Origin of the sequence: Rhodanobacter lindaniclasticus (genome assembly GCF_004799035.1) — a bacterium.
Taxonomy (GTDB): domain Bacteria; phylum Pseudomonadota; class Gammaproteobacteria; order Xanthomonadales; family Rhodanobacteraceae; genus Rhodanobacter; species Rhodanobacter lindaniclasticus.
Genome location: NZ_MWIO01000026.1, coordinates 58,294 through 72,224, shown reverse-complemented (window position 1 = coordinate 72,224; position 13,931 = coordinate 58,294). Strand labels below are relative to the sequence as shown.

The following is a 13,931-nucleotide window of genomic DNA, read 5'->3' as shown; positions in this document are numbered from 1 at the left end:
CCCACGCGAGCGTCGCTCAGGCAGCCTGCTGCTTGCCGGCTTCCTTGACCAGGGCGGCGACCTTGTCACTCATCTGCGCACCCTTGCCGACCCACTCCTGCACGCGCGCCACGTTCAGCTCGAGGCGCTTGTCCTTGCCCGATGCCACCGGGTTGTAGAATCCCACGTTCTCGATGTTGCGGCCGTCGCGCTTGCTGCGCTGATCGGTCACCACGACGTGGTAGAACGGACGGCCCTTGGCGCCACCGCGCGAAAGACGAATCTTGACCATGGTAAAACTCCGGAAATTGCCGAATCAGCGGCAGGCGCACGAGAGTCGTGCGCGGGAAACGGGGCATTTTAAAGGGGTAACGGCGAAAAGGGAATAGGCAACGGCAAAGCCATCCCCGCCCGCACCGCCGCCCATCACCGCATCGGCGGCAAGCCGCCCATGCCGCCCATGCCCTTCATGGCGCCGCGCATCTGCCGCAACAGGCCCTTGCTGCCGCCCTTGCCCAGCTTGGACATCATCTTTTCCATCTGCATGTACTGCTTGAGCACCCGGTTGACGTCGGCCGGCTGGGTGCCGGAGCCGCGCGCCACGCGGGCGCGGCGCGAACCGTTGAGCAGATCCGGGTGGCGGCGCTCCTTGCCGGTCATGGAGTTGATGATCGCGATCATCTTCTTCATCTCGCCGTCGTTGACCTTCGACTTCACGCTGTCGGGCAGGCTGGAGACGCCGGGCAGCTTGTCCAGCAGGCCGGCGAGGCCGCCCATGTTGCCCATCTGCTCCAGTTGGTCCTTCATGTCGTTGAGGTCGAAGCGCTTGCCCTTCATCACCTTCTGGGCCAGCTTCTGCGCCTTGTCCTGGTCGACCTTGCGCTCGACCTCCTCGACCAGGCTCAGCACGTCGCCCATGCCGAGGATGCGCTGGGCGAGGCGGTCGGGGTGGAATGGTTCCAGCGCGTCGGTCTTTTCGCCGGCGCCGAGGAACTTGATCGGCTTGCCGATGACGTAACGCACCGACAGCGCCGCGCCGCCGCGGGCGTCGCCATCGGTCTTGGTCAGCACCACGCCGGTCAGCGGCAGTGCCTCGTCGAACGCCTTGGCCGTGTTGGCGGCATCCTGGCCGGTCATCGAGTCGACCACGAACAGGGTTTCGATCGGGGTGATCGCGGCGTGCAAGGCCTTGATCTCGGCCATCATCGCCTCGTCCACGTGCAGGCGGCCGGCGGTGTCGACCAGCAGCACATCGACCACTTCGCGACGCGCGGCGGCGACGGCGTCCCTGGCGATGCGCACCGGATCCTGGCCCGCTTCGGAGGGGAAGAACTTCACGCCGACCTGTTCGGCCAGGGTGCGCAACTGCTCGATCGCGGCCGGACGATAGACGTCGCAGCTGACCACCATCACCTTTTTCTTCTTGCGCTCGGTCAGCAGGCGCGCCAGCTTGGCCACCGTGGTGGTCTTGCCGGCGCCCTGCAGGCCGGCCATCAGCACCACCGCCGGCGGCTGCTGGGCAAGGTTCAGCTCGGTGTTCGCCTTGCCCATCACCATGGTCAGCTCGTCGCTGACCACCTTCACCAGCGCCTGGCCGGGCGACAGGCTGCGCGCCACCTCCTGGCCGACCGCGCGCACCTTGATGCGCTGGATCAGCGCCTGCACGACCGGCAAGGCCACATCGGCCTCCAGCAGCGCGATGCGTACTTCGCGCAGGGCCTCGCGGATGTTCTCGTCGGTCAGCCGGCCGCGACCGCGCAGTCGGTTGACGGTGGTGGCAAGGCGTTGGCTGAGCGACTCGAACATGGCGAAACCGGCAAACGGGAAAGACGGCGATTATAGCGGACGGATCGACCGGCTCCCGCATGCAACCCGGCCGGGCCCTGTGCGACACTTCACCGTCATGCCGCTGATCCTTCCTTCCATTCTCTCCATCGCCCTCTACGCCGGCGGCGCCGCTCTGCTGGCCGCACCGCTGACGGGTTGCCCGCGCGCGCCGCGGCGACTCGGCCTGGCGACGGCGACGGTCGCGGTCCTGCTGCACGCAGCGGTGCTGCTGGGAGCACATGGCGGCCGGCTCGACCTGCATTTCTTCGCCGCGCTGTCGCTGGTGGCCTGCGTGGTGGCCGCGCTGACCCTGCTGGTGAATGTGTCGCGACCGGTCGCCGGGTTGGGCGTGATCGTGTTTCCGCTGGCCGCGCTGCTGCTGGCGCTGGATGTGTTCCTGGCGCCACCGACCGTGCCCAGGCCCATGGACTGGCAGATCCAGTTGCACGTGGTGATCGCCCTGCTTGCCTACGGCGTGCTGTCGATCGCGGCTGTGCTTGCCCTGCTGCTGGCGGTGCAGGAGCGCGCGCTGCGCGCGCGCCGACCGGGCCGGCTGGTTCGCGCCCTGCCACCGCTGACCCAGACCGAAGCCTTGCTGTTTCGCCTGATCGGCGCCGGGTTCGCGCTGCTCACCCTGACCTTGCTGAGTGGCTTCCTGTTCATCGCCAATATCCGCGCGCAACACCTGGTACACACCACCGTGCTCAGCGTCGTGGCATGGCTGATCTTCGGGGCGTTGCTGTGGGGGCGCTGGCGCCATGGTTGGCGGGGGCGCAGCGCCGTCAATCTCACCCTGATCGGCATGGCGGTGCTGGGGCTGGCATTCTTCGGCTCGAAATTCGTGCTGGAAGTGGTTCTGCAGCGCACGATGGGCTGAATCCGCCCGCAACGCTCTAGCGGCAGGCGTCGATCGCCTCGCCCAAGCGCTCCACGCCGACCACTTCCATCTCGCCGACCCTGCCCTTCTTCGGCGCATTCGCCTTGGGCACGATCGCGCGACGGAAACCATGGTGGGCGGCCTCCTTGAGCCGCTCCTCGCCATTGGGCACCGGGCGGATCTCGCCGGACAGGCCGACCTCGCCGAAGGTGACCATGTGCTCCGGCAGCGGTCGATCGCGCAGGCTGGACAGCACCGCCAGCAACACCGGCAGGTCGGCCGCGGTTTCCTGCACGCGGATGCCGCCCACCACGTTGACGAACACGTCCTGGTCGTACGCCGCCACGCCGCCGTGCCGGTGCAGTACCGCCAGCAGCATGGCGAGGCGGTTCTGTTCCAGGCCCAGGGTGACCCGGCGCGGATTGCCCAGCGAGGACTGGTCGACCAGCGCCTGCACCTCGACCAGCAGCGGCCGAGTGCCCTCGCGGGTGACCATCACGGCACTGCCGGAAGTCGGTCCGGCATGGTTCGAAAGGAAGATCGCCGACGGATTCGGCACCTCGCGCAGGCCCTTGTCGCTCATCGCGAACACACCCAGCTCGTTGACCGCGCCGAAGCGGTTCTTGAACGCGCGCAGCACGCGGAACCGGCTGCCCGATTCGCCCTCGAAATACAGCACCGCATCGACCATGTGCTCGAGCACGCGCGGGCCGGCGATGCCGCCCTCCTTGGTCACGTGGCCGACCAGGAACACCGCGGTGCCGGTCTCCTTGGCGAAGCGGGTGAGCTTGGCGGCGGACTCGCGTACCTGCGACACCGAGCCGGGCGCGGCGGCCAGCAGCTCGGTCCAGATGGTCTGGATCGAGTCGATCACCAGCACCTTCGGCCGGGTGGCCATGGCCTGTTCGAGAATGCGCTCGATGCAAGTCTCGGCCAGCGCCTGCAGCGGCTCCAGCGCCAGGCCCAGGCGCTGCGCACGCGCGGCGACCTGCGCCAGCGATTCCTCGCCGGTGACGTAGACGCTGGGCAACTGCAGGCCCAGCGTGCCGAGCACCTGCAGCAGCAGGGTCGACTTGCCGATGCCCGGATCGCCGCCGATCAGCACTACCGAGCCTTGCACCAAGCCGCCGCCAAGCACGCGGTCCAGCTCGCCGATGCCGGTCAGCGTGCGTGCCTCGGTGGTCAGCATCACCTCGGTCAACGGCGTGATCTTCGGCGCACCCGCGGCGGCGCCAGCGTAGCTGGATCGCTGCGCGCCCACTGACGCCTTGCCCGCGGTGGCCGGCTCCAGCACGATCGCGCTTAGCGTGTTCCACACCCCGCACTCGACGCACTGCCCCTGCCACTTGCTGTGCTCGGCGCCGCATTCGGTGCAGACGTAGGCGGTCCTGGCTTTGGCCATGCGGGTTTCCCGGGTGAAGGCGACTGAGGACGACGAGTTTAGTGCGCGGCCATCGCAGGCGGCGAGACGCGCGCGGCGCGCAACGATGTCAGCCTTCGTCCTCGACGAACAGCACGCGACGGGTCATGCCGCAGGTGAGGTCGTAGGAGATCGTGCCGGCCGCGGCGGCGATGGTTTCGACCGGAAGCTGCGACCCCCACAGCGTCACCCGGTCGCCGATCTTCGCTTCGGGCGCATCGCGCAGGTCGAGTGTGATCAGGTCCATCGAGACGCGGCCGATCAACACCACGCGGCGGTCGCCGACCAGTACCGGGGTGCCGGCGGCGACGCTGCGCGGGTAGCCGTCGCCATAGCCGACCGCGGCCACGCCGACCGGCATGTCCTCGGGGCAGGTCCAGGTGCCGTTGTAGCCGATGCGCTCGCCGCGGCCGATGCGGTTGATCGCGATCAGCCGGGTGGACAGCGTCATCGCCGGGCGGAAGCCGAAGTCGGCGCCGCACTTGCCGTCCACGACCGACAAGCCGTACAGCAATCCGCCGGTGCGCACCCAGTCGCCGCGCGCATCGGGCCAGCCGAGCACCGCAGCAGAATTGGACAGCGAGCGCGGGCCGGCAAACGAATCGGTCACTGCCGCAAAGCGGGCGATCTGCGCCGGCGTCTGCGCGCCGCCGAACACTTCCGAGTCGGAAAAATGCGTGAGCAGGCCGATCTCGGGATCGACGCCGGCCATCGCGGCAAGCTGCGCGTGCACCGCCGCGACGCGCTCGGGCGCGAAGCCCAGCCGATGCATGCCGCTGTCGACCTTCAGCCACACGCGCAGCCTTCCGCGCGCCGACGCCATCGCAGCCAGCCACGGCAACTGCGCCTCGTGATGAATGGTCGCCTCAAGTTGCAGCCGCTGCATCTCGGCGAGGTCGCCCGCATTGTCCGGCCCGGACAACACCACGATGCGCTGCCGATGCCCCGCCGCGCGCAGCCGGAGGCCGTCGCCCAGCGCCGCCACGGCAAAACACTCGGCCTCGCTCCCCAGCGCGCGGGCGACACGTTCCAGTCCGTGGCCGTAGGCATCGGCCTTGACCACCGCCATCACCCTGGCCGGCGCGGCCATGGTTTTGAGCCGCGCCAGATTGTGGCGCAGCGCACCGAGATGGATGGTGGCGACGGTGGTGCGACTCACTGTGGGCGGAGTTCGGAATCAGGGATACGGGATTGGCAACCGCAGAGGTTGCGCCAGTCTGGAACGGCATGCACGACGGGCAGCGTCGCCTGAACCGCCGGAAAGGCTACCCGGCTCGTGGCTTCCTTCCCGCCATGCCCGGCCCTCAATCGAACCCTCCCACGAACGAGTCCGGCGCGTAGTTCACGAACTTCGTGTAGTGGCCGAGGAAGGTCAGCTTGCAGGTGTCGGTGGGGCCGTTGCGCTGCTTGCCGATGATGATTTCGGCGATGCCCTTGTCCGGCGATTCCTTGTTGTAGTACTCGTCGCGGTAGATGAACATGATCACATCGGCATCCTGCTCGATGGCGCCGGACTCGCGCAAGTCGGACATCATCGGGCGCTTGTCGGCGCGCTGTTCCAGCGAGCGGTTCAACTGCGACAGGGCGATCACCGGCACGTTCAGCTCCTTGGCAAGTCCCTTGAGTGAACGCGAGATTTCTGAAATTTCGGTGGCGCGATTCTCCGTGTTGCCGGGCACCTGCATCAGCTGCAGGTAGTCGATCACGATCAGGCCGAGACCGCCGTGCTCGCGATGCAGCCGGCGCGCGCGCGAACGCAGCTCCACCGGCGACAGGCTGGGCGTGTCGTCGATGAAGATCTTCGCGTCCGAAAGCAGCGCGATGGCATTGGAGACGCGCGGCCAGTCCTCCTCCTCCAGCGTGCCGTTGCGCAGATGCTGCTGATGGATGCGGCCCACCGAGGAGATCAGGCGGAACGCGAGCTGCGAGGAGGACATCTCCATCGAGAACACCACCACCGCCTTCTTGCTGCCCAGCGCCGCAGTCTCGGCGATGTTCAATGCGAAGGCGGTCTTGCCCATCGAGGGGCGCGCCGCCACGATGATGAGATCCGACGGCTGCAGGCCGGAGGTGAGCTCGTCCAGGTCGGTGAAGCCGGTGCTGACGCCGGTGAGCTGGCCGCGGTTCTGGTAACGCTCGGTGAGCAACTTGAAGGCGTCCTTCACCGCCTCGCGCATCGAGACGGAATCCTTCTTGCCGCGCGCACCGGATTCGGCGATGTGGAACACGCGCTGTTCGGCGCTTTCCAGCACCTCGTGCACGCTCTTGCCCTCGGGGCGATAGCCGTCCTCGGTGATCGAGGTACCGGCGTCGATCAGCTGACGCAGCACCGACTTCTCGCGCACGATCTCGGCATAAGCGGCGATGTTGGCCGCGCTGGGCGTGCTGTTGGCCAGCTCGATCAGGTAGCCGGCGCCGCCGACCATCTCGGCCAGGCCATTGCTTTCGAACCAGTCGCCCAGGGTCACCGCGTCGCACGGCATGCCCTTGTTGGCCAGCTCGTTGATCGCGCGCCAGATCAGCCGGTGGTCCTTGCGGTAGAAGTCGTCCTCGCCCAGCCGGTCGGCCACGTTGTCCAGCGCGCCGGGAGCCAGCATCAACCCGCCCAGCACCGCCTGCTCCGCGTCGATGGAATGCGGCGGCACCCGCAGCGCCTCGATCGCCGGCGAAGAAGACTTGCGTTCGGGTACGAATGACATCGAGCTACCTCGGAGAATTGCCCCGCGAGCGGCACGTCATGCGCCGACACTACGCGGGTAGCCACACGGACACCATGATGCGCGGCGGCGTCTCAACCGTCGAGACAACAACCCTGTGGATAAGCTGTGGGTTGATGGGGATAAGGCCGGGATGGCGCACAGCGCACAGGGAACAGGACCTCGAAGGCAGAAGCGCGATGCTCAGACCGTTTCCCACTCCCCGTTCCCTGCCCCAAAAACAAACGGGCGCCTCGCGGCGCCCGGACGTTTTCCGACGGACTGGAACTTACTTGTCGCTGACCACGATCACCTTGACGGTGGTGTGCACGTCGGCGTGCAGGTGCACGGCGACCTCGAACTCGCCGGTGTTGCGCAGCGGGCCTTCGCCCAGGATCACTTCGCCCTTGTGGACGGCGTGACCTTCGGCGGCCAGGGCCTCGGCGATGTCGCGCGGGCCGACCGAACCGAACAGCTTGCCCTCGGCGCTGGCGTGCGCCGCGATTGTCACCGACACGTCGGCGAGCTTGGCCTTGCGGGCCTCGGCATCGGCCAGCACGGCGTTGGCCTTGGCCTCGTACTCGGCGCGACGCTGCTCGAATGCGGCCAGGTTGGCCGCATTGGCGCGCGCGGCCTTGCCCTGCGGCAGCAGGTAGTTGCGGCCGTAACCCGGCTTCACGGTGACCTTGTCACCGAGGTTGCCGAGGTTGCGGACTTTCTGCAGAAGAATGAGTTCCATGATGCTTTCCTGTTCGTTAGCGCCGGTGTGGCCCGACGCAGCCAGAGGACGGTTGTCCGAATTTTCGCGAATCGAGAATCGGAAATGGGAACCCGGAAACCGCAGAGCTCAACGCTCTTGCGACTCCCGATTCCCCATTCCCGGCGTCTGAATCAGACGTCGTGGTTGTCGGTGTACGGCAGCAGCGAGAGGAAGCGGGCGCGCTTGATCGCGGTGGCCAGCTGGCGCTGGTAGCGCGCCTTGGTGCCGGTGATGCGGCTGGGCACGATCTTGCCGTTCTCGGTGACGTACTGGCGCAGGGTGTTGAGATCCTTGTAGTCGATCTCCTTCACGTCTTCGGCAGTGAAGCGGCAGAACTTGCGGCGGCGGAAAAACTTGGACATGTCGGTGCTCCCTGATCAGTCGTCGCTGTCGCGATCGTTGTCGGCGTGGCCACGGCTCTCGCCATCGTTGTCGTCGTCGCGGCGACGGCTGGACTTGGCGTCGTCCTTTTCCTTCGACTTCAGGATGAAGGACGGCTCGATGTCGGCCTCGTCACGACGGATCACCAGGTGGCGCAGCACCGCGTCATTGAAACGGAAGCCGGACTCCAGCTCGTTCAACGCGTTCTGGCTCACTTCGATGTTGAGCAGCACGTAATGTGCCTTGGCCAGGTTGACGATCGGGTAAGCCAGCTGGCGCCGGCCCCAGTCTTCCAGGCGATGGATCTTGCCGCCGTCGGCCTCGATCAGCGACTTGTAGCGCTCGAGCATGGCCGGAACCTGCTCGCTCTGGTCCGGATGGACCATGAATACGACTTCGTAATGACGCAGGGTCATTGTGGGTTGACTCCTTGTGGATGCGGCCCGGAGGCCTGGCAGCCTCCCGTCGGTGCGGTGAGGCAAGTGTCCCGTCAACACCCTTTCGGGTGCGGACAGAAGCGGAATTGTACGATGGCCCGCAACGGCCACGCAAGTCATTGAAAAGCCTGCGCGCCGGGCGGAGACAATCAGCTGACGGTGAAGCTCTCGCCGCAGCCGCACTCGCCGGTGGAGTTCGGGTTGTGGAACACGAAGCTGGCGTTGAGCCCGTGGCGCTGGAAATCGATGACCGTGCCGTCGACCAGGGCCAGGCTCTTGTCGCTGACGATCAGCGGCACGCCGTCCACCTCCAGCAGCCGGTCGCCCTCGTCCATCGACTCGGCCAGGTCGACCACGTAGGCGAACCCCGAACAGCCGGTGCGCTTGACCCCGAAGCGAACGCCTGCCGCTGCGGGCGTCGAGGCTAGGAAGTGGCGCATGCGTTCGTTGGCGGCGGGGGTGATGCTGATGCTCATGGCTGGCAGGTTCGACCTCATGGAATGGAGCACGGGTGTCGCGACCCGGGCAAGCCCTACATTATCATGCAGGTTTGGCCCAGCGCGCCGCGCGTGCCACCCATCCAGTGCGCCGACCGGCGCGCAAGCAGCAGGAGTTCCAACTCATGGCCGTGGTCAGTGTGAAGCAGGCGTTGTCCGGCAGCATCGATGCCGGCAGCCAGGTGACCGTGCGCGGCTGGGTGCGCACGCGCCGCGACTCCAAGGCCGGCCTGTCCTTCGTCAATGTCACCGATGGCTCCTGCTTCGACCCGATCCAGGCCGTGGTGCCGGCCACCCTGGCCAACTACGAGAGCGAGGTGAAACACCTCACCGCCGGCGCCGGCGTGATCGCCAGCGGCACCCTGGTGCCGTCACAGGGCAAGGGCCAGCGCTTCGAGCTGCAAGCGAACGAAGTGATCGTCACCGGCCTCGTCGACGACCCGGAAACCTACCCGATCCAGCCCAAGCAGCACTCGATGGAATTCCTGCGCGAGGTGGCCCACCTGCGCCCGCGCACCAACCTGTTCGGCGCCGTCACCCGCGTGCGCCACACGATGATGACGGCGATCCATCGCCACCTCACCGAACAGGGCTTCTTCTGGATCAATACCCCGATCATCACCACCTCCGACGCCGAAGGCGCCGGCGACATGTTCCGGCTGTCCACGCTGGACCTGGCCAACCTGCCGCGCCTGCCCGACGGCAAGATCGACTTCCGCAAGGATTTCTTCGGCCGCGAGGCGTTTCTCACCGTGTCCGGCCAGCTCAACGTCGAGGCGTACTGCCTGGCCATGAGCAAGGTGTACACCTTCGGCCCCACCTTCCGCGCCGAGAACTCCAACACCCCGCGCCATCTGGCCGAGTTCTGGATGGTCGAGCCGGAGATCGCGTTCGCCGATCTCGCCGCCAACGCCGATTGCGCCGAGGCGTTCCTCAAGGCGATCTTCAAGGCCGTGCTCGACGAGCGCCCGGACGACATGGCGTTCTTCGCCGAGCGCATGCAAGCGGATGCGATCACCCGGATGGAGGCGTTCATCGCCAAGCCGTTCGAGCGCATCGACTACACCGACGCGATCGAGATCCTGAAGAAGTCCGGCGAAAAGTTCGAATATCCGGTGGCCTGGGGCATCGACCTGCAGACCGAGCACGAACGCTACCTCGCCGAGAAACATGTCGGCCGCCCCGTGGTCGTGATGAACTATCCCGAGGCGATCAAGGCGTTCTACATGCGCTTGAACGATGACGAGAAGACCGTGGCCGCGATGGACGTGCTCGCGCCCGGCATCGGCGAGATCATCGGCGGCAGCCAGCGCGAGGAGCGGCTGGATCATCTGGACCGCCGCATGATCCAGTTCGGCCTCGATCCGGCGAGCTATGGCTGGTACCGTGACCTGCGCCGCTACGGCACCGTGCCGCACGCCGGTTTCGGCCTCGGCTTCGAGCGCCTGCTGGTGTACATCTGCGGCTTGTCCAACATCCGCGACGCCATCCCCTACCCGCGTGCCGCCGGCACCGCCGAGTTCTGACGCCCATGTCGTACCGCTTCGCCACCCTTGCTGCCGTGCTCACCGCCGCCCTTGCGCTGACCGGCTGCCATGCCGCCAAGGCGTTGCTGCCGCCCAACCTGCGGCCGCCCGCGGAGGATCCCGGCGATCCGCTGAAGATCGCCCAGCTGCACCTGCAACAGGCCACGCCCTGCTGCAGCAGCTTCGCCGATTTCTCCTACCGCAGCCTGCTGCCATGGCAGCCGCAGAAGTTCACCCTGGGCAGCGGCAGCATGGTCGCCAACCTCAACGGCACCAAGAGCTATTTCCTGGCTTTCCGCCTTCCCACCGGGATGAAGCTGCCGTACCGGGTGGCCCTCAAATCGGAATTGAACGGCCGCTGGCTGCATTCCAGTTATCTTTTCGCGCCCACCATCGTGCTGCTGGACGACGGCTTCCAGCCGATCCGCTTCGATGACATCCGCCTTTGCGAACACATGGGCTGGAGCGACGAGACCACCGGCGCCTTCGGCAGCTTCAAGATCGCCAGTGACAAGGCCCATTACCTGCTGGTCTACAGCTCGGCCGACCAGCAAGCGGGCAAGACCTACTGGGAACAGTCGCCGGCCTCGTTCTCCACCACCACGGCGGCCACCTTGCAGATGAGCTCGACCGGCAGCTTCAGCATTCCGCACGGGCCGGACGGCTCGCTGTGGATCGGCGTGATGAACTCCACTTATCAGAAGGCCATCGATAGCGCCGTGTGCGGCAAGGCGCCTACCGGCAATGGTCTGCTGAACGATCTGCCGCTGCCGTGGAGCGGAAAGAGCAGCAGTCCATCGTGATCGTGCTGTATCTGTCGTTGCTGGTTGCCGGCGTGAGCCTGTTCGCGTTGTCGTTCGTGGCCCAATACCGGTTGGCCGCACTGTTGCGGCAGCGCTATCCGCAACACTGGCAGATCATCGCGGCAGCCGACCATGCCAGGCCTTCCGCCTGGCGGCGCTGGGCGCGGATGCAACAGGTGCTGCGCTCGCCCGCATTGCCGGCGCTCGGCGACCGGGCAATCGACCGCTGGCGCAATCTGTGGCGGCTGAGCCCCTGGCTGGGTTGGTTGTGCTGGCTGGGCGCCCTGGCCACACGTCTCTCGTCCTGAATCTTTCGCGGAGGCAACACCCATGCAACTGGATCTGAGCGGACGCCACGCGCTGGTCTGCGGCGCCTCCCAGGGCATCGGCCGCGCGTGCGCGGTGGAGCTGGCCCTGCTCGGCGCCAGCGTCACCGTGCTGGCGCGCCGCGCCGAGGTGCTCGCCGAAGTGGTCGACAGTCTGCCGCGTACCGGTGACGCGCAGCACCACGATCTCCTCGTCGCCGACGCGGGCGACATCGACAGCCTGCGCGAGCGGGTCGAGGCCCTGGTCGCGGCGGCACCCGTGCACATCCTGGTCAACAACAGCGGCGGCCCACCACCGGGCAGCATCCTGGACGCCACGCCACCGCAATTCCTCGACGCCTTCGGCAAGCACCTGCTGGCCAACCACACGCTGGCGCAGGTGGTGATTCCCGGCATGCGCGACGCCGGTTGGGGCCGCATCGTCAACATCATCTCCACTTCGGTGAAGGAACCGCTCGCCGGTATCGGCGTCTCCAACGCCACGCGCGGCGCGGTGGCCAGCTGGGCCAAGACCCTCGCCGGCGAACTGGCACGGTCGGGCATCACGGTCAACAACGTGCTGCCCGGCTCCACCCATACGCCGCGGATCGAGCAGATCGTCCGGGTGCGGGCGCAGAAATCCGGGCGCGACGATGCGGAGGTGGCGCGCGAGATGGCCGCGGAGGTTCCGATGGGCCGCTTCGCCGACCCCGCGGAAACCGCGGCCGCCGTGGCCTTCCTCTCCTCGCCGGCAGCCAGCTACATCACCGGTGTGAGCCTGCCGGTCGATGGTGGGCGCATGCGCTCGCTGTGAGCGCCAGGACGCGCAGGCAGCGCGACTGAGTCCCGGCCAATCCAGTACGCCGCGTGCGCTGCATACGGTCGCGTTCGGTGCAATTGTCGCGTGCCGGATCTAAGATGATGCGGATGTCGACTCCGCGCCTAGCCAACCTGATCGACGGCCGCCTGCAGGCGTCCGTCCACGACAGCTGGCTCGACGTGCACGAACCCGCCACGGCGGCCGTGCTGACGCAATGCCCGGATTCCGATGTCGCCGATGTCGGGGCCGCCGTGGCAGCCGCCAGTCGCGCGGCCACCGCTTGGGCGGCCACGCCGATCGAGCAACGGGCTCACTTGTTGCACCGCCTGGCCGACCTGATCGAGGCGCGGCTGGAGGAGTTCGCCGCGCTGGAATCGCGCGACAGCGGCAAGCCGCTCGCCCTCGCACGTCGTCTCGACATTCCGCGCGCGGTGAGCAACCTGCGCTACTTTGCCGCCGCGATCATCGGTTGGGGCAGCGAGTCGCACGCAATGGAGGCGGGCACGCCGGGCGCGGGCGCCATCAACTACACCTTGCGCCAGCCACTCGGCGTGGTCGGCTGCATCAGTCCGTGGAACCTGCCGCTGTACCTGTTCACCTGGAAGATCGCGCCGGCACTGGCGGCCGGCAACACGGTGCTGGCCAAGCCCTCGGAGATCACGCCGTGCACCGCCGCCCTGCTGGGCGAGCTGAGCATCGAGGCCGGCTTTCCGCCCGGGGTGCTGAACATCGTGCACGGGCTGGGACCGAAGGTCGGCGAGGCCATCGTCGCGCATCCGGCGGTCAAGGCGGTGTCGTTCACCGGCTCCACGCGCACCGGCGCGGCCATCGCTGCCGCCGCGGCACCGGCGTTCAAGAAAGTCTCGCTGGAGATGGGCGGCAAGAACCCGGCGATCGTGTTCGCCGACGCGGATCTTTCCGACGCCAACCTCGACACCATCGTGCGCTCGGGCTTCGCCAACCAGGGCGAGATCTGCCTGTGCGGTTCGCGCCTGCTGGTGCAGCGCTCCATCTACGATGCGTTCCGCGAACGCTACCTTGCGCGCGTGCGGGCATTGCGCGTGGGAGATCCGGACGACGCTGACAGCGACCTCGGCGCCATGGTGTCGCAGGCACACTACGACAAGGTGATCGGCTGCATCGCGCAGGCCCGCGCCGAAGGCGGCCGCGTGCTGTGCGGCGGCGAGGCGATCACCCTGCCCGGCCGTTGCGCCCACGGCTGGTTCATTGCGCCGACCGTGATCGAAGGGCTGCCCTCGTCGGCGCAAACCAACCAGCAGGAAATCTTCGGTCCGGTGGTGGCGTTGATCCCGTTCGAGGATGAAGCGGAGGCGCTGGCGATCGCCAACGACAGTCACTACGGACTGGCCGCGTCGCTGTGGACCCGGGACCTTTCCCGCGCGCACCGGCTGGCCGGGCAACTCGAGTTCGGCATCGTGTGGATCAACTGCTGGCTGCTGCGCGACCTGCGCACGCCGTTCGGCGGCGCCAAGCAATCCGGCGTCGGGCGCGAGGGTGGCGCCGAAGCGCTGCACTTCTTCACCGAACCGAAAAACATCTGCATCGCGTACGGCCCCACGCCGTAGCGCGCTGCGACCATTGC

Annotated in this window: 15 protein-coding genes; 6 read left to right on the top strand and 9 right to left on the bottom strand. The window is 67.3% G+C overall.

Features of this window, described 5'->3' with window-relative positions; translation table 11 throughout:
* Nucleotides 1-16: 16 nt before the first annotated feature.
* Nucleotides 17-271, bottom strand: coding sequence for a 30S ribosomal protein S16 (gene rpsP / locus B1991_RS08990; RefSeq protein WP_136258388.1), 255 nt, complete (start codon nucleotides 269-271; stop codon nucleotides 17-19).
* 134 nt (nucleotides 272-405) lie between these two features.
* Nucleotides 406-1,785, bottom strand: coding sequence for a signal recognition particle protein (gene ffh / locus B1991_RS08985; RefSeq protein WP_136258387.1), 1,380 nt, complete (start codon nucleotides 1,783-1,785; stop codon nucleotides 406-408).
* Between the two features lie 97 nt (nucleotides 1,786-1,882).
* On the opposite strand from ffh, the gene B1991_RS08980 reads away from it, so the two are divergent.
* The gene (locus B1991_RS08980) at nucleotides 1,883-2,683 is read left to right on the top strand and encodes a cytochrome C assembly family protein (protein ID WP_136258386.1); all 801 of its coding nucleotides are present in this window, start codon (nucleotides 1,883-1,885) and stop codon (nucleotides 2,681-2,683) included.
* Nucleotides 2,684-2,699: 16 nt separating this feature from the next.
* Here B1991_RS08980 and radA read toward each other — a convergent pair whose 3' ends face one another.
* The 7 genes from radA to B1991_RS08945 form a co-directional block, all read right to left on the bottom strand.
* Complete coding sequence (radA, locus tag B1991_RS08975; RefSeq protein ID WP_136258385.1) at nucleotides 2,700-4,085, bottom strand: DNA repair protein RadA; 1,386 nt, start codon at nucleotides 4,083-4,085, stop codon at nucleotides 2,700-2,702.
* Between the two features lie 88 nt (nucleotides 4,086-4,173).
* Complete coding sequence (gene alr, locus B1991_RS08970) at nucleotides 4,174-5,262, bottom strand: alanine racemase (RefSeq protein ID WP_136258384.1); 1,089 nt, start codon at nucleotides 5,260-5,262, stop codon at nucleotides 4,174-4,176.
* Between the two features lie 145 nt (nucleotides 5,263-5,407).
* On the bottom strand, nucleotides 5,408-6,802 hold the full coding sequence (locus B1991_RS08965; RefSeq protein WP_136258383.1) for a replicative DNA helicase: 1,395 nt from the start codon (nucleotides 6,800-6,802) through the stop codon (nucleotides 5,408-5,410).
* A gap of 286 nt (nucleotides 6,803-7,088) precedes the next feature.
* Nucleotides 7,089-7,538, bottom strand: a complete 450-nt coding sequence (rplI, locus tag B1991_RS08960; protein WP_136258382.1) for a 50S ribosomal protein L9 — start codon at nucleotides 7,536-7,538, stop codon at nucleotides 7,089-7,091.
* 152 nt (nucleotides 7,539-7,690) lie between these two features.
* The gene (rpsR, locus tag B1991_RS08955) at nucleotides 7,691-7,921 is read right to left on the bottom strand and encodes a 30S ribosomal protein S18 (RefSeq protein ID WP_007081973.1); all 231 of its coding nucleotides are present in this window, start codon (nucleotides 7,919-7,921) and stop codon (nucleotides 7,691-7,693) included.
* A gap of 15 nt (nucleotides 7,922-7,936) precedes the next feature.
* Entirely contained in the window at nucleotides 7,937-8,356 is a 420-nt protein-coding gene (gene rpsF, locus B1991_RS08950) for a 30S ribosomal protein S6 (protein WP_136258381.1), read from the bottom strand.
* Between the two features lie 170 nt (nucleotides 8,357-8,526).
* Nucleotides 8,527-8,853 (bottom strand): HesB/IscA family protein, encoded by a 327-nt coding sequence (locus B1991_RS08945; RefSeq protein WP_136258380.1) that lies wholly within the window; start codon nucleotides 8,851-8,853, stop codon nucleotides 8,527-8,529.
* Between the two features lie 146 nt (nucleotides 8,854-8,999).
* Here B1991_RS08945 and asnS point away from each other — a divergent pair, with 146 nt between their 5' ends.
* The 5 genes from asnS (at nucleotide 9,000) to B1991_RS08920 (ending at nucleotide 13,914) form a co-directional block, all read left to right on the top strand.
* A complete protein-coding gene (asnS, locus tag B1991_RS08940; protein WP_136258379.1) occupies nucleotides 9,000-10,400 on the top strand; it encodes an asparagine--tRNA ligase in 1,401 nt (466 codons plus the stop codon).
* 5 nt (nucleotides 10,401-10,405) lie between these two features.
* On the top strand, nucleotides 10,406-11,203 hold the full coding sequence (locus B1991_RS08935) for a MalM family protein (RefSeq protein WP_136258378.1): 798 nt from the start codon (nucleotides 10,406-10,408) through the stop codon (nucleotides 11,201-11,203).
* Nucleotides 11,200-11,511 (top strand): hypothetical protein, encoded by a 312-nt coding sequence (locus tag B1991_RS08930; protein ID WP_136258377.1) that lies wholly within the window; start codon nucleotides 11,200-11,202, stop codon nucleotides 11,509-11,511. The genes B1991_RS08935 and B1991_RS08930 overlap by 4 nt, the downstream gene beginning before the upstream one ends.
* Before the next feature lie 22 nt (nucleotides 11,512-11,533).
* Nucleotides 11,534-12,322 (top strand): SDR family oxidoreductase, encoded by a 789-nt coding sequence (locus B1991_RS08925; RefSeq protein ID WP_136258376.1) that lies wholly within the window; start codon nucleotides 11,534-11,536, stop codon nucleotides 12,320-12,322.
* A 113-nt stretch (nucleotides 12,323-12,435) separates the two neighbouring features.
* The gene (locus B1991_RS08920; RefSeq protein ID WP_136258375.1) at nucleotides 12,436-13,914 is read left to right on the top strand and encodes an aldehyde dehydrogenase; all 1,479 of its coding nucleotides are present in this window, start codon (nucleotides 12,436-12,438) and stop codon (nucleotides 13,912-13,914) included.
* Nucleotides 13,915-13,931: the final 17 nt, after the last annotated feature.

Coding starts and splice junctions, on each gene's coding strand:
- B1991_RS08935 (WP_136258378.1), top strand. CDS start 10,406: ATGTCGTACCGCTTCGCCACCCTTGCTGCCGTGCTCACCGCCGCCCTT.
- rpsR (WP_007081973.1), bottom strand. CDS start 7,921: ATGTCCAAGTTTTTCCGCCGCCGCAAGTTCTGCCGCTTCACTGCCGAA.
- B1991_RS08925 (WP_136258376.1), top strand. CDS start 11,534: ATGCAACTGGATCTGAGCGGACGCCACGCGCTGGTCTGCGGCGCCTCC.
- B1991_RS08980 (WP_136258386.1), top strand. CDS start 1,883: ATGCCGCTGATCCTTCCTTCCATTCTCTCCATCGCCCTCTACGCCGGC.
- rpsF (WP_136258381.1), bottom strand. CDS start 8,356: ATGACCCTGCGTCATTACGAAGTCGTATTCATGGTCCATCCGGACCAG.
- rpsP (WP_136258388.1), bottom strand. CDS start 271: ATGGTCAAGATTCGTCTTTCGCGCGGTGGCGCCAAGGGCCGTCCGTTC.
- rplI (WP_136258382.1), bottom strand. CDS start 7,538: ATGGAACTCATTCTTCTGCAGAAAGTCCGCAACCTCGGCAACCTCGGT.
- radA (WP_136258385.1), bottom strand. CDS start 4,085: ATGGCCAAAGCCAGGACCGCCTACGTCTGCACCGAATGCGGCGCCGAG.
- B1991_RS08920 (WP_136258375.1), top strand. CDS start 12,436: ATGTCGACTCCGCGCCTAGCCAACCTGATCGACGGCCGCCTGCAGGCG.
- B1991_RS08945 (WP_136258380.1), bottom strand. CDS start 8,853: ATGAGCATCAGCATCACCCCCGCCGCCAACGAACGCATGCGCCACTTC.
- B1991_RS08965 (WP_136258383.1), bottom strand. CDS start 6,802: ATGTCATTCGTACCCGAACGCAAGTCTTCTTCGCCGGCGATCGAGGCG.
- ffh (WP_136258387.1), bottom strand. CDS start 1,785: ATGTTCGAGTCGCTCAGCCAACGCCTTGCCACCACCGTCAACCGACTG.
- asnS (WP_136258379.1), top strand. CDS start 9,000: ATGGCCGTGGTCAGTGTGAAGCAGGCGTTGTCCGGCAGCATCGATGCC.